General features: G+C 62.4%; 18 protein-coding genes. 12 read left to right on the plus strand and 6 right to left on the minus strand.

Annotated features, from left to right (window positions below; genetic code table 11):
* Positions 1-61: 61 nt before the first annotated feature.
* The gene (locus tag AC07OV_RS23220; protein ID WP_495093061.1) at positions 62-676 is read right to left on the minus strand and encodes an NAD(P)-dependent oxidoreductase; all 615 of its coding nucleotides are present in this window, start codon (positions 674-676) and stop codon (positions 62-64) included.
* Positions 677-709: 33 nt separating this feature from the next.
* Entirely contained in the window at positions 710-1,576 is an 867-nt protein-coding gene (locus tag AC07OV_RS23225; protein ID WP_495093062.1) for an MBL fold metallo-hydrolase, read from the minus strand.
* A 104-nt stretch (positions 1,577-1,680) separates the two neighbouring features.
* Between AC07OV_RS23225 and AC07OV_RS23230 the strand changes: the two genes are divergently transcribed.
* Both AC07OV_RS23230 and AC07OV_RS23235 read left to right on the plus strand, forming a co-directional pair.
* Complete coding sequence (locus AC07OV_RS23230; RefSeq protein ID WP_495093063.1) at positions 1,681-2,586, plus strand: LysR family transcriptional regulator; 906 nt, start codon at positions 1,681-1,683, stop codon at positions 2,584-2,586.
* A gap of 100 nt (positions 2,587-2,686) precedes the next feature.
* Positions 2,687-2,866 (plus strand): hypothetical protein, encoded by a 180-nt coding sequence (locus tag AC07OV_RS23235; protein ID WP_176995297.1) that lies wholly within the window; start codon positions 2,687-2,689, stop codon positions 2,864-2,866.
* A gap of 40 nt (positions 2,867-2,906) precedes the next feature.
* On the opposite strand, the gene AC07OV_RS23240 is transcribed toward AC07OV_RS23235, so the two are convergent.
* Positions 2,907-3,797 carry a helix-turn-helix domain-containing protein gene (locus tag AC07OV_RS23240; RefSeq protein ID WP_494998690.1) on the minus strand — a complete coding sequence of 297 codons (891 nt, stop codon included), beginning with the start codon at positions 3,795-3,797 and terminating at the stop codon, positions 2,907-2,909.
* Positions 3,798-3,985: 188 nt separating this feature from the next.
* Here AC07OV_RS23240 and pobA point away from each other — a divergent pair, with 188 nt between their 5' ends.
* Both pobA and AC07OV_RS23250 read left to right on the plus strand, forming a co-directional pair.
* Entirely contained in the window at positions 3,986-5,170 is a 1,185-nt protein-coding gene (gene pobA / locus AC07OV_RS23245; RefSeq protein WP_495093083.1) for a 4-hydroxybenzoate 3-monooxygenase, read from the plus strand.
* A 75-nt stretch (positions 5,171-5,245) separates the two neighbouring features.
* On the plus strand, positions 5,246-6,763 hold the full coding sequence (locus tag AC07OV_RS23250; protein ID WP_494998689.1) for an MDR family MFS transporter: 1,518 nt from the start codon (positions 5,246-5,248) through the stop codon (positions 6,761-6,763).
* An 878-nt stretch (positions 6,764-7,641) separates the two neighbouring features.
* Here AC07OV_RS23250 and AC07OV_RS23255 read toward each other — a convergent pair.
* Positions 7,642-8,478 (minus strand): cache domain-containing protein, encoded by an 837-nt coding sequence (locus AC07OV_RS23255; protein WP_176995300.1) that lies wholly within the window; start codon positions 8,476-8,478, stop codon positions 7,642-7,644.
* 50 nt (positions 8,479-8,528) lie between these two features.
* Positions 8,529-9,302 carry a transporter substrate-binding domain-containing protein gene (locus AC07OV_RS23260; RefSeq protein WP_495093064.1) on the minus strand — a complete coding sequence of 258 codons (774 nt, stop codon included), beginning with the start codon at positions 9,300-9,302 and terminating at the stop codon, positions 8,529-8,531.
* A 415-nt stretch (positions 9,303-9,717) separates the two neighbouring features.
* Between AC07OV_RS23260 and AC07OV_RS23265 the strand changes: the two genes are divergently transcribed.
* From AC07OV_RS23265 to AC07OV_RS23290, 6 genes are all read left to right on the plus strand, one after another.
* A complete protein-coding gene (locus tag AC07OV_RS23265) occupies positions 9,718-11,088 on the plus strand; it encodes a glutamine synthetase family protein (RefSeq protein WP_495093065.1) in 1,371 nt (456 codons plus the stop codon).
* A gap of 101 nt (positions 11,089-11,189) precedes the next feature.
* Positions 11,190-11,789 (plus strand): class I SAM-dependent methyltransferase, encoded by a 600-nt coding sequence (locus AC07OV_RS23270; protein ID WP_495093066.1) that lies wholly within the window; start codon positions 11,190-11,192, stop codon positions 11,787-11,789.
* Positions 11,790-11,912: 123 nt separating this feature from the next.
* Positions 11,913-13,046, plus strand: coding sequence for a ribonuclease D (gene rnd, locus AC07OV_RS23275; RefSeq protein WP_494998685.1), 1,134 nt, complete (start codon positions 11,913-11,915; stop codon positions 13,044-13,046).
* Positions 13,043-13,336 (plus strand): YcgL domain-containing protein, encoded by a 294-nt coding sequence (locus AC07OV_RS23280; protein ID WP_016971378.1) that lies wholly within the window; start codon positions 13,043-13,045, stop codon positions 13,334-13,336. Before rnd ends, AC07OV_RS23280 begins: the two co-directional genes overlap by 4 nt.
* A gap of 119 nt (positions 13,337-13,455) precedes the next feature.
* A complete protein-coding gene (locus AC07OV_RS23285; RefSeq protein WP_495093067.1) occupies positions 13,456-14,388 on the plus strand; it encodes a D-2-hydroxyacid dehydrogenase in 933 nt (310 codons plus the stop codon).
* Positions 14,389-14,522: 134 nt separating this feature from the next.
* On the plus strand, positions 14,523-17,030 hold the full coding sequence (locus AC07OV_RS23290; protein WP_495093068.1) for an OspG family effector kinase: 2,508 nt from the start codon (positions 14,523-14,525) through the stop codon (positions 17,028-17,030).
* Positions 17,031-17,072: 42 nt separating this feature from the next.
* On the opposite strand, the gene AC07OV_RS23295 is transcribed toward AC07OV_RS23290, so the two are convergent.
* Positions 17,073-17,657 (minus strand): nitroreductase family protein, encoded by a 585-nt coding sequence (locus tag AC07OV_RS23295; RefSeq protein ID WP_176995308.1) that lies wholly within the window; start codon positions 17,655-17,657, stop codon positions 17,073-17,075.
* Positions 17,658-17,811: 154 nt separating this feature from the next.
* Here AC07OV_RS23295 and AC07OV_RS23300 point away from each other — a divergent pair, with 154 nt between their 5' ends.
* Both AC07OV_RS23300 and AC07OV_RS23305 read left to right on the plus strand, forming a co-directional pair.
* Positions 17,812-18,261 carry a YcgN family cysteine cluster protein gene (locus AC07OV_RS23300; RefSeq protein WP_003172524.1) on the plus strand — a complete coding sequence of 150 codons (450 nt, stop codon included), beginning with the start codon at positions 17,812-17,814 and terminating at the stop codon, positions 18,259-18,261.
* A gap of 13 nt (positions 18,262-18,274) precedes the next feature.
* The gene (locus AC07OV_RS23305) at positions 18,275-19,495 is read left to right on the plus strand and encodes a hypothetical protein (RefSeq protein ID WP_495093069.1); all 1,221 of its coding nucleotides are present in this window, start codon (positions 18,275-18,277) and stop codon (positions 19,493-19,495) included.
* Positions 19,496-19,609 lie beyond the last annotated feature (114 nt).

The following is a 19,609-nucleotide window of genomic DNA, read 5'->3' on the forward strand; positions in this document are numbered from 1 at the left end:
ATAGCGATCTTGAAGACGCCATCGCCGGCAAGCCGGGCTCCTACAAGGGGAGGGCGCTGGATCAGTAGCCGACAGTAAAGCGTTGGCGCGAATGCTTCGGCGTTTCCACTTCGTCGATCAGGGCGATGGCGTAGTCGGCGAAGCTGATCCAGCTGCGGCCTTCGCTGCTCACCAGCAGGTCATCCTGGCCCAGGCGGAAGGTGCCGGTGCGCTCGGTTTCGACGAACTCCGCCGACGGCGACAGGAAGGTCCAGTCCAGCTCCTTTTCCTGGCGCAGCACGCCAAGAAACTCAGCGCCCGCGCTGGCTTCGGTCTTGTACTCGGCCGGGAAGCCCGGGCTGTCGATCACGCGGCCACCGCCTGGCAGCAGCAGCGAACCGGCACCGCCCACCACCAGCAGGCGCTTCACGCCAGCCTTTTTCACCGGGCCGATTACGGCGCTGGCGGGCAGGGTGGCGAAGTGCGCGGCGCTGATCACCACGTCGCTGCCGCTGACAGCCTGTTGCAGGGCCGCGGCGTCCAGCGCGTCGACTTGCTTCACGGTGACGCCCGGGCGCACGGCGATCTTGTCGGTGTTACGCGCAATGGCGGTGACGCTGTGCCCGCGACGCAGGGCTTCTTCCAGCAGTTGGCTACCAGCACGGCCGGTGGCACCAATGATTGCAATCTTGCTCATGACGTTCTCCAGTTCGTTAGGGTTTAAAACCATTCACCACTTCATTTCGCCCTTGGCGACTTTGGCGCCCAGTTCCAGGCTGCCTTCGTCGGCGAGGTTCGGGTAACGCTTTTTCATGGCCGCGATCAGGGCGGCAGAGTCCTTGGCCTTGGCGGTCTCGATATCGAACGCCTTGATGTAATCGGCGGTAAACCCCACGGACTTCACGGTGGGCGTGCCCAGGTAGTGACCTGGAATCACCGTGTGGGGTTTCAAGGCTTCAATGCGCTTGAGGGTGGTCAACCAGTCGGCATGGGATTGGGCAGTCTGGGTGTCGGCCATCCACACGTGGGTGTTTTCAAACACCACCACGCCACCGATTACGGCCTTGATCGACGGGATCCACACAAAGGTGCGGTCCGGTTGCGGGCCGTCCAGGCCGACCACTTCCAGCGCCTGGCCTTCAAGCGTCAGGGTGTGGCCTTGCAGCACCTGCGGGATGACCAGCTTCGCGGGTTTGTCGGCCCCCAGTTTCGGGCCCCAGAACGCGAGTTTTTGCTCGGCGGTCGCCTTGATGTGGTCGACCACCGGCTGCGACGCCAGCACCTTGGCGTCGGGGAACGCGGTGGTCAGCACGTCTAGGCCGAAGTAGTAGTCCGGGTCGCCGTCGCTGACGTAAATAGTGGTCAGGTGCTTGCCGCTGGCGCGGATCTTCTGCACCAGGTCTTGCGCCTGGCCATTGCCGAACTGCGCATTCACCAGGATCACGTCGTGCTCGCCACTGACCAGCACCGAACTCACCGGCATCATCGCCGAGGTGCCCGGGTTGTAGGCATCGAGCGTCAGGTCGGCGGCAGCGGCGTGGGCGGCAAAGGCCAGGGCGGCCATCGCGGTGGCCAACCGTTTGAAGGTCGAGATCATGTGCAGCTCCAGCGAGGGATAAATGATGCACAGAGCTTAGTTGCACTAAACGTCACAAAAAATGCCATGCTTGAACATAGTTTGTTTCTAAAACCGGGCAAATCATGGACCGTCTTCAAGCAATGCGAGTGTTTGTCAGCGTAGTCGACCTGGGCAGCCAATCGGCAGCGGCCGACCATCTGGACCTGTCGCGGCCGGTGGTGTCGCGTTACCTGGCCGAACTGGAAGACTGGGTGGGCGCACGCCTGATGCACCGCACCACGCGCAAGCTGAGCCTCACCACGGCCGGCAGTGAAATGCTGCCCCGCTGCCGTCAGATGCTGGAGTTGTGCAACGACATGCAGGCCGCCGTCACCGAGCCTGATGAAGCCCCACGCGGCCAGTTGCGCTTGAGTGTCAGCAGCTCGTTCGGCCAGGCGCAGTTGGCCGATGCGGTGGCTGAGTACGTCAAGCGCTACCCGCTGGTGAGCATCGACATGCAGATGCTCGACCGCACGGTGAACCTGGTGGATGAACGCATCGACCTGGCTATCCGCACCAGTTTCGAACTGGACCCCAACCTGATCGCCCGCAAACTCACCCTGTGTCGTTCGGTGATCTGCGCGTCGCCCGCTTACTTGCGGGAGCACCCGCAACCCCGGCAGGTGCGTGACCTGGCAGGGCACAATTGCCTGACCCATTCCTACTTTGGCAAAAGCCTCTGGCATTTCACCGAGAATGGCGAGCCGGTATCCGTGGCGGTGCAGGGCACGATCAGCGCCAACGAGGCCACGACGTTGCTGCGGGTGACCTTGGCGGGGGCGGGGGTGTCACGGTTGCCGAGCTATCAGGCCGGGGATTACATCCGCAGGGGCGAGTTGATCCGCTTGTTGCCCGACGCCGAGCCGCAGCAGATGAACATCTACGCGGTGTACGCCTCGCGCAAACACATGCCCCAGGCACTGCGCAGCCTGCTGGATTTCCTGGTGGTGAGGTTTCCGGAGGAGCCTGCGTGGGACGTAGGCCTCTAGGGCGACATAAACCGGTTGAATAGCGTCCAATAATGGCAACTCGCCCCGGCTGACCTATGCTTTAGACAGCACTGTTCATACCTGTGCTGAGGTCTGTGCCATGACTCTAAAAATCAGAAAGTACCTGATGATTTTCATCCTGTGCGCCCTGGCGACTGCGCTGTATGGCACCGCCGCCTACCGGGTAGAGCAAACGCGGATGCAGCCGCCGAGCTTTGCGATCAGCTGCCATCAGGACCAATGCGTTCCCCATACCGGCAGCTTCAGCGCGTTGCGCTGACCCGGTGTAGGACACACCGCTATCGCCGGCAAGCCGGCTCCTACAGGGAGGGGCTGGTGTCGGCCTTGAGCTGTTCGCGAAAGGCCTTGGGCGAGAACCCGACCCGTCGGCGGAACAGCCGTGAGAAGTTGGTCGGGTCGGAAAACCCCAGCACTTCCGACATCTCGTTGATGGTCATGCTGGTGTAGGTCAGCAGGCGCTTGGCTTCCAGCAACTGGCGGTCATGCATGATCTGCAGCGCAGGCTGCCCACCCAATTCCCGACACGTACCGTTGAGGTGTGAGACCGAGATGCCCAGCTTGTGGGCCAGGTCTTCGATCTTCGGGTGTTCGCGGTAATGCTGCTCGACCAACTGGGTAAAGCGCCGAAAGTACTCACGGCCCCGAGGCGTACGCGGGTGGCGGCGCTGGATGGCCTGGCGGCTGATCCACACCAGGAGCACGCTGACCAGGGCGTGCATCATCATGTCCCGCGCCGGTTGCTCATCGGCGTATTCATCCTGCAAGCGCGCGAACTGCGCGTTGAGGTAGTCACTGTCTTTACCGGCGGGGTAATTGCCCAAGGCCTGCAAGCCGTCGACCGTCGCCCCCAGTTGCGCCTGCAGGTGGCTCACCAGCGGCGCGGCCAGCGTCACCACGTAGCCTTCGACATCCTCGGAAAAACGAAAGCCATGCACACACAACGGCGGCAGCACCTGCAACGTGGCTTCGTTGAGCGTGGTGCGCTGGCCTTCGATTTCCAGCTGCGCCTGGCCCTTGTGGACGTACAACAACTGGCACAGATCCGCGTGCCGGTGGGGCTGGATTTCCCACTGGTATTCCCGACTCCGCCGGGAGATGGTTTCACAGTGCAACAAATCCGGCGTTGGCCATTGCTGGCTTTCCCCGTATAGCTTGAAGACCGGAATCGCGGAACTGGCAGTTTTGGTCATGGTTTCAATCCGATACTCAGGATAGTGGTGCGGTAATCGCCCCGATTGGCAAAAAGCGCAGGCTTTGTCTCAGTTTTCACCTTCTCATGCCGGCCACTCAAGTGAAAAATGCCAGCAACCAGATCAATGACAACTCTTTCACCCGATCCGTTCGGTGAAGCTTGCGGGCCATAAAAATAATGAAAACGCTGAAAACCCAAGTCGCCATTATTGGCGCCGGTCCTTCGGGATTGCTGCTCGGCCAACTGCTGCACAACGCCGGTATCCAAACCCTTATTCTTGAGCGCCAGCGCGCCGATTATGTGAAAGGCCGCATCCGTGCCGGGGTGCTGGAACAAGGCATGGTCGACCTGTTGCGCGAGGCGGGCGTGAGCCAGCGCATGGACGCCGAAGGCCTGGTGCATGACGGCTTTGAACTGGCGCTCAATGGCAGGCTCACTCACATCGACCTCAAGACCTTGACCGGTGGCCAGTCGGTAATGGTCTACGGCCAGACCGAAGTCACCCGTGACCTGATGGCCGCCCGCGAAGCCGCTGGCGCCAGCACCCTGTACGAAGCGCACAACGTGCAGCCCCACGACCTCAACACGGATCGCCCCTGGCTGACCTTCGAGCACGAGGGCGAGGTGTACCGACTGGAGTGCGACTACATCGCCGGTTGCGACGGCTTCCACGGTGTGGCGCGCCAGTCGATCCCTGCCGAATCGCTGGAGATTTTCGAGCGAGTCTATCCCTTTGGCTGGCTGGGCATCCTGGCCGATACGCCGCCCGTGCACCCCGAACTGGTCTACGCCAAGCACTCCCGTGGCTTTGCCTTGTGCAGCATGCGCTCGCCGACGCGCAGTCGGTATTACCTGCAAGTGCCGGTGGAAGAACCCCTGGATGAGTGGTCGGATGAGCGCTTCTGGGCGGAGCTGAAAAACCGTCTGCCCGGCGAGCTGGCGCAACAGTTGGTCACGGGGCCATCGATCGAGAAAAGCATCGCGCCGCTGCGCAGCTTTGTGGTGGAACCGATGCAGTACGGGCGCCTGTTCCTGCTTGGCGATGCGGCGCACATCGTGCCACCCACCGGCGCCAAGGGCTTGAACCTGGCGGCCAGTGATGTGAGCACGCTGTATCGGATCCTGCTCAAGATGTACCGCGAAGGGCGGGTGGACCTGCTGGAAAAATACTCCGCCATTTGCCTGCGCCGCGTGTGGAAGGCCGAGCGGTTCTCCTGGTGGATGACCTCGATGCTGCATCAATTCCCGCAAGCGGACGGCTTCAGCCAGCGCATCGCCGAGAGCGAGCTTGAGTACTTCATCCACTCGGAAGCGGGTCGCAAAACCATTGCAGAAAATTACGTCGGACTTCCTTACGAGGCTATCGAATAGCCTGCTATCGAGTAAGATGTCGAGCATTCCCGCGGGCCCTTCCTTACCCGTGGGCCCTGCTCGAAAGGTTCTGCCGTGACCAACCTGAATCAGCCCGCCCAACCCGTTCCCGCCGTACGCAGTGTGCTGGCCGCCTTGATGATGGCGATCTTCCTCGGCGCCCTGGACCAGACCATCGTCGCCGTGTCCATGCCGGCCATCTCGGCGCAATTTCACGATGTAAACCTGCTGGCCTGGGTGATCTCCGGCTACATGGTGGCGATGACGGTGGCGGTGCCGATCTACGGCAAGCTCGGCGACCTGTATGGGCGACGGCCGATGATGCTGATCGGCATGGGCCTGTTCACGCTGGCTTCGCTGTTTTGCGGCATGGCGCAAAGCATGGAGCAACTGGTGCTGGCGCGGATTCTCCAGGGCATCGGCGCCGGCGGGATGATCTCGGTGAGCCAGGCGATCATCGGCGACATCATCCCGCCCCGCGAACGCGGGCGCTACCAGGGCTATTTCAGCAGCATGTACGCCGTGGCCAGCGTGGCCGGGCCGGTATTGGGCGGCTACATGACCGAGTACCTGTCCTGGCGCTGGGTGTTCCTGATCAACCTGCCGCTGGGCGCCGGTGCCTGGTACGTGGCCCATCGCACCCTGGTGGGCCTGCCGGTGCCGCAGCGCAAGCCGATCATCGACTACCTCGGCACGGTATTGATGATCATCGGCTTGACCGCCTTGCTGCTGGGCATCACCGAAATCGGCCAGGGCCATCACTGGCGCGACGACCAGGTGCTGGGCCTGCTGGCGTGTGCGTTGGTGGCGCTGAGCGTGTTTGTCTGGCACGAACGCCGCGCACGGGAACCGCTGTTGCCAATGCACCTGTTCGCCAACCGCAGTGCGGTGCTGTGCTGGTGCACGATTTTCTTCACCAGCTTCCAGGCGATTTCCCTGACGGTGTTGATGCCGCTGCGCTACCAGACGGTGACCGGTTCCGGCGCCGACAGCGCGGCGTTGCACCTGTTGCCGTTGGCGATGGGCTTGCCCATGGGCGCCTATTTCGCTGGGCGCATGACTTCAGTAACCGGGCGCTATAAGCCGATGATCTTGAGTGGCGCGCTGTTGAGCCCGTTTGCGATCCTCGGCATGGCTTACAGCGCGCCCCAGGCGGTGGGGATGACGGCGGTGTTTATGCTGCTGTGCGGGATTGCGGCGGGGATGCAGTTTCCGACGTCGTTGGTGGGGACGCAGAATTCGGTTGAACAGCGGGATATTGGTGTGGCGACCAGCACGACCAACCTGTTCCGTTCGCTGGGCGGGGCGGTGGGGGTGGCGTGCATGTCGGCGCTGTTGCTGGCGTTGTTGCAGGATTCGAGTTTTGCGCACTTGGCCAGTGGGGCGTTGGGGGCAGAGGGCGGTTCGGGGAATGTTTTGCTGGATGGGCTGAACGCGGCGCCGGGGCCGGCGCAGGATGCGTTGCGTGGGGAGTTGGCGGTGACGTTTCGGCATTTGTTGATGGTGAGTGCGGGGGTTTCTTTGCTTGGGTTGATGGCTGCGATTGCTATGCCTAATCGGGTGTTGCGGGGGCGGGAGGATAAGGCGCGGTGAGGTTTGGTGGGGTGTGGTGTGGTGTGGTGTGTATATCCGTTGCTGCGGTAACGGCTACTTAGGGTTCCGCTCTTACAGCGGCTCACTTTTGGAAAGGCCCAAAAGTAAGCAAAAGGCCTTCGCCCCAACACTCGGTGCCTCGCCTAGGCTCGGCATGCCCGAACGCAGGCTTGAATCCGTGGGCCGCCGCCACGCGCCATCCATGGCGCGGGGCGGCTAACCCGGCGTCCTGCCGGGTTACCCACGGATTCAAGCCTGCGTTCGGCCAGCGTGTTTAACGGGGCGCCTGAGATCAAAATCAAAAGCAAACGCGGCGGCCTGGTAGCCGACCGGTAGCGTTTGTTGATCGCATTCCCCTGTAGGAGCCGGCTTGCCGGCGATGCAGACACCTCGGTGAATCAGGTACACCGCGTCGATGCCATCGCAGGCAAGCCAGCTCCCACAGTGGGGCTCCGCGTTCTGCCTGGTTTATTTGCGTCATCGTTGGCGACCATCGCCGGCAAGCCGGCTCCTACAGTGGACTGCGTTTGCCTTTGCTTTTGCTCTACACCACTCAAGCCGGCTGTCAGGCCGCTGTGCTTCTGCTTTTGATCTTGATTTTGATCTTAGGCGCCCCGTTAAACACGCTGGCCGGAATTCGGCAGGGATTTGGGGGGTGAACCGGCAGGGATGCCGGTTTAGCCGCCCCGCGCCATGGATGGCGCGTGGCGGCGGCCCCCCAAATCACTGTCGGATTACGGGCACACCGAGCGTGAGCGAGGTGCCGAGTGTTGGGGCAAGAGCGTTTTGCTTACTTTTGCGCTCTATCAAAAGTGAGCCGCTGTAAGAGCGGAACCAATAGCCGCCGTGACCGCAGCAACGGATATGCACACACACATTCAGGGACTGTAATACCCCACAGCCACCATCAAATCCCCCACCCTGCGCAAATAAGCATGCTTATTCTCAACCCGATCCGTCACCGGGTTCTTCCAGCGATACTTGTATTCCCCCTGATCCTGCTCCCCCATCAACTTCAAGATAGGCTCCCCCACCGGCTTCCCATCCGGATCCTTGATCTTGGCAAAATCGGTATTCACCAAACGCAAATTGGTCCCATGCGCCACATACCGCCCCGTCTTCAGGTCCACCACAAACACATACAGATCATCCTGCAGAAAACCACCTTCCAGTGAATTGATCGCCTTCAGCGTCCCGGCTTGATCCTTGAGCAGCGCATTCGCCGCCTTGTTGCGCAAGGCCCGGGCCTGTTCCGGCGTCGCCCGTGGCAGGTAATAGCCCACCGCCAGAATCCGCTCCCCCACCCGCTGATAAAACACATGCTTGTGTTCAACCTTGCCGTCATTCCAGTTCTGCCAGCGGTAGTCCGCCTGCTGGATGCCCTGGCCTTCCGGCACCTTCAAGGCGTCCTTGAACGACTGCCGCAACTCCGGCCCCAGCACCTCGGACACATCACGGCCGATCAACGCGGAGGAGGGCCCGCCGCTGGCCAGCAGGACGCCTTTCGTATCGACCACAAATACGTAGCGGTCATGGTCGACAAATTCCCCCTGGCGGCTGAACGCAGCAAAGGCCTTGTCGCCGTTGCTCTGGTAATACGCCAGGGCTTTTTCCAGCAGCGCCCTGGCGGCGTGGGCGTCCTCTTCCTGAGTGGTGGCGTGGACTTGGCTGGCACACAACAGCAGCAGCCAAGTGAGTCGGAGCAGTCCCTTCATGACCCGTCCCTCGTTGTTATTGATGTGACAACAGCGTAGACCGCCGTGGCTCAGGGCGCTGCCAGCCATTGGTTGACGATGCCGTCGTACACGCCAGTGGCCACGCTCAGGTGCAACCACTGGTCGACGTAGCTCTTCCAGGCCACATCATCGCGGGGCAGCAAAAAGGCTTTTTCGCTGTATTGCATTTGATGTTCGGGGTTGACCGCGCACAGCCCGGGTTTCTGCTTCTGTTGATAGCGCGCCTCGCTGGCGTCGGTGATCATCACGTCGGCTTTGCCTGCCAGCAGTTCGTCGAAGATCGTCACGTTGTCGTGCAGGCGGATTTGCGCCTGGCCCAGGTGGGCACGGGCGAATACTTCGTTGGTGCCGCCAGCGGGCTCGATCACGCGCACTTCGGGTTTGTTGATTTGCTCGACGGTCTGGTAGCGCTGCACATCGGCGCAGCGCACCAGCGGGATCTTGCCGTCCACGCCGAGGGTTTGGCTGAAGAAGGCTTTTTTCTGGCGCTCAAGAGACACCGAAATACCGCCCACGGCGATGTCGCAGCGTTGGGCGAGGAAGTCCGGCATCAGGGTTTTCCAGGTGGTCGGCACCCAGCGGATCTTGGCGTTGGGGCTCTTGGCCAGGTTTTCGGCCATGGCAATGTCGATGCCTTCGTACGTGCCGTCGGCGCGCAGGGCGGTGTAGGGCTTGTAGTCGCCGGTGGTGCACACGTTGAGCGTGCCGCGCTGCAGCACGTCGTCGAGGCGCGACGGGGCGTTGTCGGCCAGGGCAGGCGTGGCCAGGCAGGCCAGTACACACAGGGTCAGAGGCGCTTTCATGCAGTCGAATCCTTGGGGGCATGATCAGGGGCGATCATTATTTGCAGGTGCCGGGGAGGGTGGCAAGGCGCGGCGAATGTTTAGCCAAGTTGCAACCAAACTCCATCAACCCTGACTTGAACCCCCTTTGCAGGCATGTGACGCTGCCCGGCATCTACCTCACTGTGACCCCCGCATGGACGGTTCCCCCGACACTCACCCCGAGACATCGCCCGGCGCCCATGTGCCGAGCTGTCCGACGGTTGTCGAGGCACTGCCTTCCGAGCTGGCCTTCTGGGCGTTGTTCCACTGCCGACACGCGCGCCCACCAGATACTTCTCTCCTACGTTGATCTGCCCCATGGATGACGCGCACCTGTGCGCATCTGCCCGGCGGCGCCTGCGCGCCTGCCTGACGCAAACGTATGAGAATTGCCATGAGTGTTTTTGCCAGCCTGCACGAAGCCCAGTCTTTCCTTGAACACAACCCGGACATCGAGATGTTCGAGCTGTTTATCCTCGACAACAACGGTGTACCGCGCGGCAAGTTGCTGCACCGCGACGAACTGTTGGCGGTGTACGACAGTGGCCGGCCGCTGCCCAGCACTATCCTGGGCCTGACCATCAACGGTGATGACGTCGAAAACTCGGGGCTGGTGTGGGAGGTGGGTGATATCGACTGCCGCGCCTACCCGGTCAGCGGCAGTTTGCAGCGCATGCCGTGGCGCCTGATCCCGACGGCGGCGGTGCAGGTGAGCATGCACCCCACCGAAGGCCTGCCCGCGACGGTGGCCGACCCTCGGCACCTGCTGGCCAAGGTGATCGACGGCCTCAAGGCCGACGGTTACTACCCGGTGATGGCGGCGGAGCTGGAGTTCTACCTGCTCGACCAAAAGCCCGACAGCAACGGTCGCCCCCAACCGGCGCGGGATGTGGACGGCGGCCGGCCGCGCTCGACCCAGGTCTACGGCCTGCGCGAACTTGAGCAGATCGAGCCGTTTCTGGCCGACCTCTACAGCGCCTGCAAACTGCAAGGCATCCCGGCGCGCACGGCGATCTCCGAATACGCCCCGGGCCAGGTGGAAATCACCCTGGAACACCGCGCCGACGCGCTGCAGGCGATGGACGAGGCGGTGCGTTACAAGCGCCTGGTCAAGGGCGTGGCCCACAAGCACGGAATGACCGCCTGCTTCATGGCCAAGCCCTTCGACGACTTGGCTGGCACCGGCATGCACATGCACGTCAGCCTGGCGGATGCCCAGGGCAATAACCTGTTTGCCAGCGACGCCACCGATGGCACGCCGCTGTTGCGCCAAGCGGTGGGCGGCATGCTCAGCACCTTGCTCGACTCGTTGCTGATGTTCTGCCCCAACGCCAACTCCTACCGCCGTTTCCAGACCAACAGCTACGCGCCGCTGGCCGCCACCTGGGGCATCGATAACCGCACCGTCAGCCTGCGCGTGCCGGGTGGGCCGGCGAATTCGCGGCATATCGAACACCGCATCTGCGGCGCCGACGCCAACCCTTACCTGGCGGCCGCTGCGATCCTGGCCGGTATCCACCGGGGTATCCGTGAAAGGCTCGACCCCGGCGCGCCGGTGGAAGGCAACGGCTATGCCCAGGCCAAGGAACTGCTGCCGACCGATTGGCTCACCACCTTGCGCGCACTGGAAGGTTCCAGCTGGGCGCGGGATGCGTTTGGCAGCGAGTTCCTCAACGTCTACCTGGCGGTGAAACGCGCCGAATACCGTCAGTTCATGGGCGAAGTGGGCGAGCAGGATTGGCGGTGGTACCTGCATCAGGCGTGACGGGTTTGGCGGCGGTGCGGGTTTCGACCTTTTTTTCACGTTGCAGTGGTTAAGCTGCGTATCAAGGTCGTTCACTACCGTTCCACTCACTTGAGCCCGTGATGTCGCCACAACCTCCATCCTCCATCGAGATTGAATTCGCCGAGCGCTGCGACCGCGAGCACGCCAGGGTCTGCGGCGACACGCGCCCGCCCGGGCTGCTGCAGCGCCTGGCGGTGTGGCGCGATGAGCGGCTGGTGCGCCATGCGCTCAAAGTGGCCGGCGAACCGGGCCTGATTCTCGACCTGGCCTGCGGTTCGGGACGGTTTTGGCCGGTGTTGGCCGAGCACATCAACCGCGTAATCCTGGCCTCGGATAATTCCCAGGCCATGCTCGACCACGCGTGCACCCATCACCCCGCGGCGTTGCTCAAGCGGGTCAAGACCTTTCAGGGCTCGGCGTTTTCCATTGGCTTGTCGGCCAATGCGGTGGATTGCATCTTCTGCCTGGAATTGTTCCGCCATGTGCCCACGCGCGAAGCACGCCTGGCGCTGCTCGGTGAGTTCCATCGGGTCAGCCGCGATACGGTGATCGTGTCGGTCAATGCCGGCACGCCGGTGGAAGAGGAGTTTCGCAACGCCGGCTTCAGCGTCCTGAACCACCAAGAGTTCCTGCCGGGCTCGAAGTTGTGGCGTGTCTACGTTCTGCGTAAGAGAGGATAACTCCTAGCGGTCGGACTACTCTTTCATCTCTTGTAGGAGTTTTCACGATTGTGCGTGCACAGCGAATGCTCGCTACGGCCTTTCGCGATATATACTGCGCGCCATTCTTCAAGGGAGAGCCGTGTGGCCATCGATATTCACTGGATCTGCGACAACGATAGCCTCGGCCAGCACTGCGCCGAATGGCAGCAGTTGCCATTCGTCGCCCTCGACACCGAATTCATGCGGGTCGACACCTTTTATCCCATTGCCGGGCTGATCCAGATCGGTGATGGCGCACGCGCTTACCTGATCGATCCCCTGACCATCGACAACTGGCAACCCTTGGCCGCCTTGCTGGAGAACCCGGCGGTGATCAAGGTGGTACACGCCTGCAGCGAAGACCTGGAAGTATTGCTGCGCCTGACCGGCAGCCTGCCGGTGCCGTTGTTCGATACCCAACTGGCGGCGGCTTACCTGAACCTCGGTTTCTCCATGGGCTATTCGCGCCTGGTGCAAGCCGTGCTCGATATCGAATTGCCCAAGGGCGAGACCCGTTCGGACTGGCTGCAGCGGCCACTGTCCGAGACCCAGGTGAGCTATGCCGCCGAAGATGCGGTGCACCTGGCGGAGGTCTACACCCGCTTGCGCCCGCAACTGTCGGACGACAAGTACGCGTGGGTGCTGGAAGACGGTGCCGAACTGGTGGCCAACCTGCGCCGCGAAGTGGACCCTTACGAGGTGTACCGCGACGCCAAGCTGGCTTGGAAGTTGTCCCGCGCGCAACTTGCCGTACTGCGTGAGCTGTGTGCCTGGCGCGAACAGCAGGCCCGCGTGCGTGACCTGCCGCGCAACCGCATCATTCGCGAACACTCGCTCTGGCCCCTGGCCAAATCCCAGCCGGATAACCTCGCCGCGCTGGGCAAAATCGAAGACATGCACCCGCGTACCGTGCGTCAGGACGGCCAGTTCCTGCTGGACCTGATCAAACGTGCCGGCAGCGTGCCCATGGACCAATGGCCACCGGCTGTTGCTGAACCGCTGCCGGTGGATGCCGCAGCGCTGATCAAGCAACTGCGCGCCTTGGGCCAGGCTGAAGCTGAGCGCCTGGACATGGCGCCGGAACTGATGCTGCGCAAGAAAACCCTCGAAGCCCTGGTCAAAAGTGGCTACCCCGATGGGCCTTACCAATTGCCAGACTCGCTGCGTGGCTGGCGCCGCGAGTTGATGGGCCAGGCGCTGCTCGACAGCCTGGCCACTGCCGGAGAACAGCCTTGAAACGTATTTGCTCCATCTACCGCAGCTCCAAACGCACCGGCATGTACCTGTATGTGCTCAAGAGCGATGCCCTTGAGCGGGTACCTGAAGGCCTGCTGACGATTTTTGGCAAGCCGGCGCATGCCTTCGACCTGGTGCTGACGCCTGAGCGCAAGCTGCAACAGGAAGACATCGTGCAAGTCCTGGAAAACCTCGACAAGCAGGGTTACCACCTGCAAATGCCGCCGGCCGAGGACGAGTACATCGAACACTTGCCCGAAGAGCTGCTGCGCCGCAACGACCCGATGTGATCGGTCGGTGCCCTGTTCAGGGCACATTCATCCATGGACTCGTATTATCAGGCGCTGGCCGCAGGGAGGCAGCGAACTGCCTCGGCGGTCGCCTGCATTGTTTTTGAAAGGTTTTAGACATGCGTGTTCTGATTGCTGAACAGGATCACCCGCTCTACGCCCAATTGCTGAGCGCAGCGGCACCGGACCTTGAGGTGCTCACCAGCGGCGACTCGGCCGAGCTGTCGCGCCTGGCGGCCGATTGCCCGGTATGGCTGGGCCAACCAGACCTACTGGCAACGCTGTTGCGCCAAGGTCATCACCCGCAATGGCTGCAATCGACCTGGGCGGGTATCACACCGCTGCTGGCCGATGGCTTGCCCCGCGACTATCGCCTCACCCGCGCGGTCGGCATCTATGGCCAGGTCATGGCTGAATTCGTGCTCACCTATATGCTCGGCCACGAGCGTGAAGTGCTGGCGCGGCTGGTCAGCCAGGTCGAGCGCAAATGGGACAACCGCATGGGCCAAAGCCTGGCGGGGCGCAAGGCGTTGATCGTGGGCACCGGCGATATCGGCCAAGGTGTTGCCGAGTTCCTGGTGCCGTTCGGCGTGAAGTTGTACGGCATTGCCAGCACCGCCCGCGAGCAGGCGCCGTTCATCGAAGTGGCCGGGCTCGACCAATTGGGCCGCCTGGTGGGTGAGGTGGATTACGTGATCAACCTGTTGCCCAACACCCCCAATACCCATGACCTGTACGACGCCGCGCTGTTCAAGCAATTCAAGCCGACCGGGTTGTTCATCAACGTCGGGCGCGGTGTGTCGGTGGTGGATGCCGACCTGGTCGAGGCCCTGAAGGAAGGGCACCTGGCCGGCGCGGTGATCGACGTGTGCCGCCAGGAACCGCTGCCGCAACGGCATCCGTTCTGGACCGCCTGGGGCTTGTTGTTGACCGGGCACAGCTCTGCGCCCACCTCGCCGCCGATGATGGTCGACCTGTTTCTCGACAACCTGCGGGCCTACCAGGCCAAGACCGCATTGCGCGGTGAGGTCAGCTTCGAACGCGGTTACTGATCGCCGCATTCATCGACACAACACCTGACAACCGGGCTGGAACCGTCTCACTGGGCCTGCACACCCAGTGAACGCCGAGGCGCTGCGATGCGCCTTCGGCGGGATGTTTCCTCCGGCTATGGACAGGTAGTTTTATGACAGCCATCACCCCCCGCTCGACCTCTTTATCCCCTCAAGCGCTTCTCAGCGCGCCTGCTACTTTCGTCAATGACGACTTTGATCTGGCGCAGCCCGGGTACCGGGGCAAATCCGCGACGGCAGTGATCACCGCGCTGACTCGTCACTTGATCGACAATGGCCGCGCCAGCGGGCCTGCCGCCAATGTGGCAGCCTGCCAATGGCTGGCCAAAGTGGCGCCGGAGTTCCTGCTCAAGGACATTCCCGCCACGGTGACAGTGGGCAGTATCAGCTGGGTGCTGATGACCATTGCAACCGCCAGGGTCGAGGCTGACTCACCCGGTCGTTCATCGACGATGAGTTACGCCGATGTCATGGCCTATGCCGAAGGCAAAACCAACGGGGCAGATATCCAGTCCGCGCAGCGCAAGGCCCTCACACAATGGGGATTGCTCAATGGCTGGCTGAACGATGTGCAAGGCGTGCCGACCGAAACCGACATGGAGCGGTTGCGCAAGCGTTACAACGAGCAGGTGCTGGCCCTGTCGGCGGCTGCGGACGGGCTTTACGTTCCATTGCCCAGCCGTCGGGTGATGGCGCTGGACGCGCTCAAGCAGGCCTTTCCAGCGTTGGACGCCAGCCTCTTTGAAGCCAAGGTGTTGCAGAAAGTCTGGTTGAACCCCGGGCGGCCCGGCGCGTTTCCCGGGCTGTATTCCATGCTTGATGTCGTGATGGAAGGTGCTGCCCTGAAGGACCGGGAGCATTGGGTTTCCAAGGACTCGCGTATTCCGGCAGAGGCGTTCTGCAAGCGCTATGAAAGCGGCACACTCAGTGCCGCATCGATGTTCAAGACAGCCTATGACCAGGCGATTACTTCGCTGGAAGACGGCCACGCCGGCCTGGCCAAGTACCTGATGTGTACGCTGGCGCCGCAGGACAGGGCCAACCTTGAATACGGCGAGCTTGAGTTTTTTCATACCAACGACTTCAAGATCGCCGGCGACCTGTTCACCCCGCCCTCTCTGCATGAGCGCGGCCACACGCTGCACATCAAGACCACCCTGGGCGGCAAGGTCAACGTGTATGAGCTGGACACCCGTAGCGGCACACTCAAGAAGCACGACTACCTGGCCTCCCGCTACACACCGCCGTACACCGCCAGGAAAATGGAGTCGCGCAACGCCAATATCCTCAGCCGAACGGTGCAGATAGCCCCCCTCAAGGGTGCGCAGCCGGGCCAGAACCAAGCACGGCCGCAGCCGGCAAACCCGCGCCTGACCGAGCCCGGTGGCCGTTTTGACTATATCGCCAAGGTGTTCGCCAACTCGCTGGACCTGCGCAACGACGACCTGCTGCAGCAAGCGCGCGGTGTCACGGCGTTCGATGATGGCAGGGCAAGTGACAAGGCCATCGAGGAGTTTTTCCTCAACCTGATTCCACTGCGCTCGGCCATCGTCAGCTTCTCCGAGGGCCGGTATGCCGAGGGGGCGTTTGACCTGGCACTGGATGTGGTGGGCTTGATCACCCTCGGCGCCGGCAAGGCTGCGCAGGCAAGCAAGGCGTTTTCAAAAGGCGTTACCAGTATCGGTGGCGTGGCCCGTGCCGTGCGATTTGTCGGTGCCAGTACCATTGAGGCGTTCAACCCGTTGAGCGGGTTGGGGGATGTGTTGGTCGGTGGGGCGGCCCTGTTGCGCAAAGGGCCGCGCCAGGTGGTAGCTGCGGGTATCGATAACACCTTGCATCAAGGCTACACGGTCAGCGAGGCGAGCATTGCCGGGCTGACCCGCAACAGTCAGGGCGTGTACGTCTCGGCCGATGGGCACGTGTCGCATATCCGGCATATCGACGACAGTGGTCAGGCGGCGGTCTATGAAGTGCGTGAAGTCACACGCACCCACGAGGGCGCGGTGCAGGCGCGTATCTACAGTGCCAATCGGCAGACGCCGCTGCTGGTTCAGCATGTGCAGGGTGACCAATGGATGCGCCTGGGGGCAAGAGGGGGGAACCCACCCAGCGTTGCGTCGGACCTTGGGCCGATGATCGGCGGGGGCTCCGAAAGCCGTCTTTACGAAAGCCTTGACGGAGTCCACGTCTACAAGGAGACGCGAGAGTTGGGCCATCAAAAAGTGCCGGATTACTTCGAGCGGCAAGCGCAGTGCCTGAACGAGTACTACGGCGAAGGGTTTGCCGTGACCTTGTTCGAGAACGGCCGTGGCTACCTGAAAATGAAAAAAATAGACGGGGTCGCGCTGGATGACATTGCGCCGCGCAGTTTGCCGCCACAGGCTAAAGCGGCGCTCGATGAAATGTTGGCAGACTTGCTGAAGAAGGAGATGTTTCCCAATGATGTACAGCTGTCCAACTTCATGTACTCGTCAAAAGAGAACAAGGTCTACCCGGTGGATTTCGAATTCCCGCCCCAGGATGTCCTGCACTTTGATGACGCTACGTTTGCGATTCACAGGGATGATTTCCTGCGTAACGCCAACAAGCTCAGAGCGCAGTTCCGTGGGTTGATCGCGTAGTTGTTGCAACTGCCCCCTTTGGGGGGCAGCTTGAATCTGACGTTACAGGCTGAAATCACCTTCCGACACCAACTCGCTCAGCGGTCGACGTGGGCTCGGCGTTTCACGGCCTTGCAGGTACTCCGGCAAGGTCGACTTGTCACCCAGCTTGCCCACGGCCACGGCGGCGTGCAGCGCGTAGCCTTCGGGAATCTTCAACTCTTTGCGGGTCAGTTCCTGGTCGAAACCGGCCATGCCGTGGGTGTGCCAGCCGCTGAGGCTGGCTTGCAGCGCCAGGTGGCCCCAGGCCGAACCGGTGTCGAAGGTGTGCCACAGGGCCGGGGTTTCTTCGCTGGCGCCGGGGGCGGTGAAGTCAGTTTTCGAGGCGATGATCACCAGGGCTGACGCGTGTTGCGCCCAGCCACGGTTGAATTCATTGAGCAGGCCCAGGAAGCGCTCCCAGTCCGGCGTGTCGCGGCGCGCGTAGAGAAAACGCCAGGGCTGCGAGTTGTAGGCCGACGGCGCCCAGCGCGCGGCTTCGAAGAAGCTCAGCAGGGTTTCCTGGGAGATGGTTTCTCCGGTGAAGGCGCGGGGCGACCAGCGTTCGGTGAACTGGGTGTGGATCGGATAATCGGCAACACGTGTCATGGAGCAGTTCCTGATCGTCAATTCGGCGTTCAAAGCTACTGCGCGGCCACTAGACTGACAAGTGTTGTTACACCGCCAGTCGTAAGCGCTTGGCCCCGGGGGCCTGTGGCACTAGACTGGCGGCCTTTTCACCTACCGATACTGATGTAGAGCCATGGCCGCCAAAGTCGAACCTTTCTGGATACGCAAAACCCTCGAACACCTCGACCAGGAGGAATGGGAGTCGTTGTGCGACGGCTGCGGCCTGTGCTGCCTGCAAAAGCTCGAAGATGAAGACGACAACAGCGTCTATTACACGCGTATCGCCTGCAAGCTGCTGGACCTCAAGACCTGCCAGTGCACCGACTACCCCAACCGCCGCGCTTCGGTGCCCGACTGCATCCAGCTCACCCCGGGCCAGGCCGACCAGTTCAAGTGGCTGCCGCCGACCTGTGGTTACCGCCTGGTCAGCGAGCGCAAGGACTTGCCGCTGTGGCACCACCTGGTGTGTGGCGATCGCGACGCCGTGCACCACGAACGCATTTCCCAGTCCGGGCGCATGCTCAGCGAAGGCAGCGTGCCCGAGGATGACTGGGAGGATTACCTGATCTTCCGCGCGGGCTGAAAAAGGAGTGTGTATGAGGCCGGGATCCAAGCTGGCGGCGACCCTGGTGCTGTTGTCGCTGAGCCTGCCGGGCTGGTGCGCGAAGAAAGTCGACCTCGATTATCACGTCAAGCTGCTGCCCCAGAGCGACCAGGCCGAAGTGCGGGTGAGCCTGTCCCAGGGCGCGGCCGTGCGCAGCCTCGACTTCGACCTGGGCCATGACGGTGACTACAGCGACTTCAAGGCCGACGGCCAGTGGAAAGTCACCGGCACCCGTGGCCTGTGGCAGCCCGGCGCGAGCAAGGCCAGCCTGACGTACCGCGTTCGCCTCACCCATGCACGCAAACCGGGTCTCTATGAAGCCCGCATGACGCCAAGCTGGGCGCTGTTCCGTGGCGAAGACCTGGTGCCGGCCGCACGGTTGGACCAGCAGGATGGGGTCGAGCTGGTGTCGCGGCTGGTGTTCGAGTTGCCGGCCGGCTGGAAAAGCGTCGAAACCGCCTGGCCACGTATCGGCAAGAACAAATTCCGCATCGACAACGTTTCGCGTCTGTTCGACCGGCCCACCGGCTGGATGCTTGCCGGCAACCTCGGCAGCCGGCGCGTGCGCCTTGGGGAAACCGAAGTCACCGTGGCCTCGCCCAAGGGCCAGGCCATGCGCCGCATGGATGTGCTGACATTACTGACCTTCGTCTGGCCTCAGGTGGAGGCGGCGTTCCCGCGCCATCCGGCCAAATTGCTGGTGGTGGGGGCCAGCGACCCGATGCGCCGTGGCGTGTTCTCGTCGCGGGACTCGATCTACCTCAACAGCCGCACGCCGCTGGTCAGCGAGAACGGCAGCAGCCCGTTGATCCGTGAGGTGGTGCAGGCGATTGGCCGCTTCAACGACCATGAAAACAGTGACTGGATCAGCGAAGGTTTGGGTGAGTACTACGCCATTGAGTTACTGCGGCGTGCCGGTGGCATCACCGATGAACGGTATGCCGCGATCCAGACGCGCCTGAACCATGAGGGCAAGGACGTCACCACGCTGCGTGGCGAGCACGTCGGTGCGGCGACGGTTGCGCGGGCGGTGGTGGTGTTGCAGGAGCTGGACCGGGAAATTCGCGTGAAGACCCACAACAAGCGTTCACTGGATGACCTGGCCCAGGCGGTGATGCGCGCCAACAGCATTACCACGCCAGAGTTTGTGCAATTGGCCGAGAGCATTATTGGCGAGTCGTCGGTGGTGCTGGATAACAAGCTGCTGCGCTGATTCTGGCGTCCCTGCTGCACACATACCTGTAGGAGCACGGGGGGGGGGGGGGGGGGGGGGGGGGGGGGGGGGGGGGGGGGGGGGGGGGGGAGGGGGGGAGGGGGGGGGGGGGGA

It is taken from the genome of Pseudomonas sp. GW821-FHT09A09, assembly GCF_059418405.1.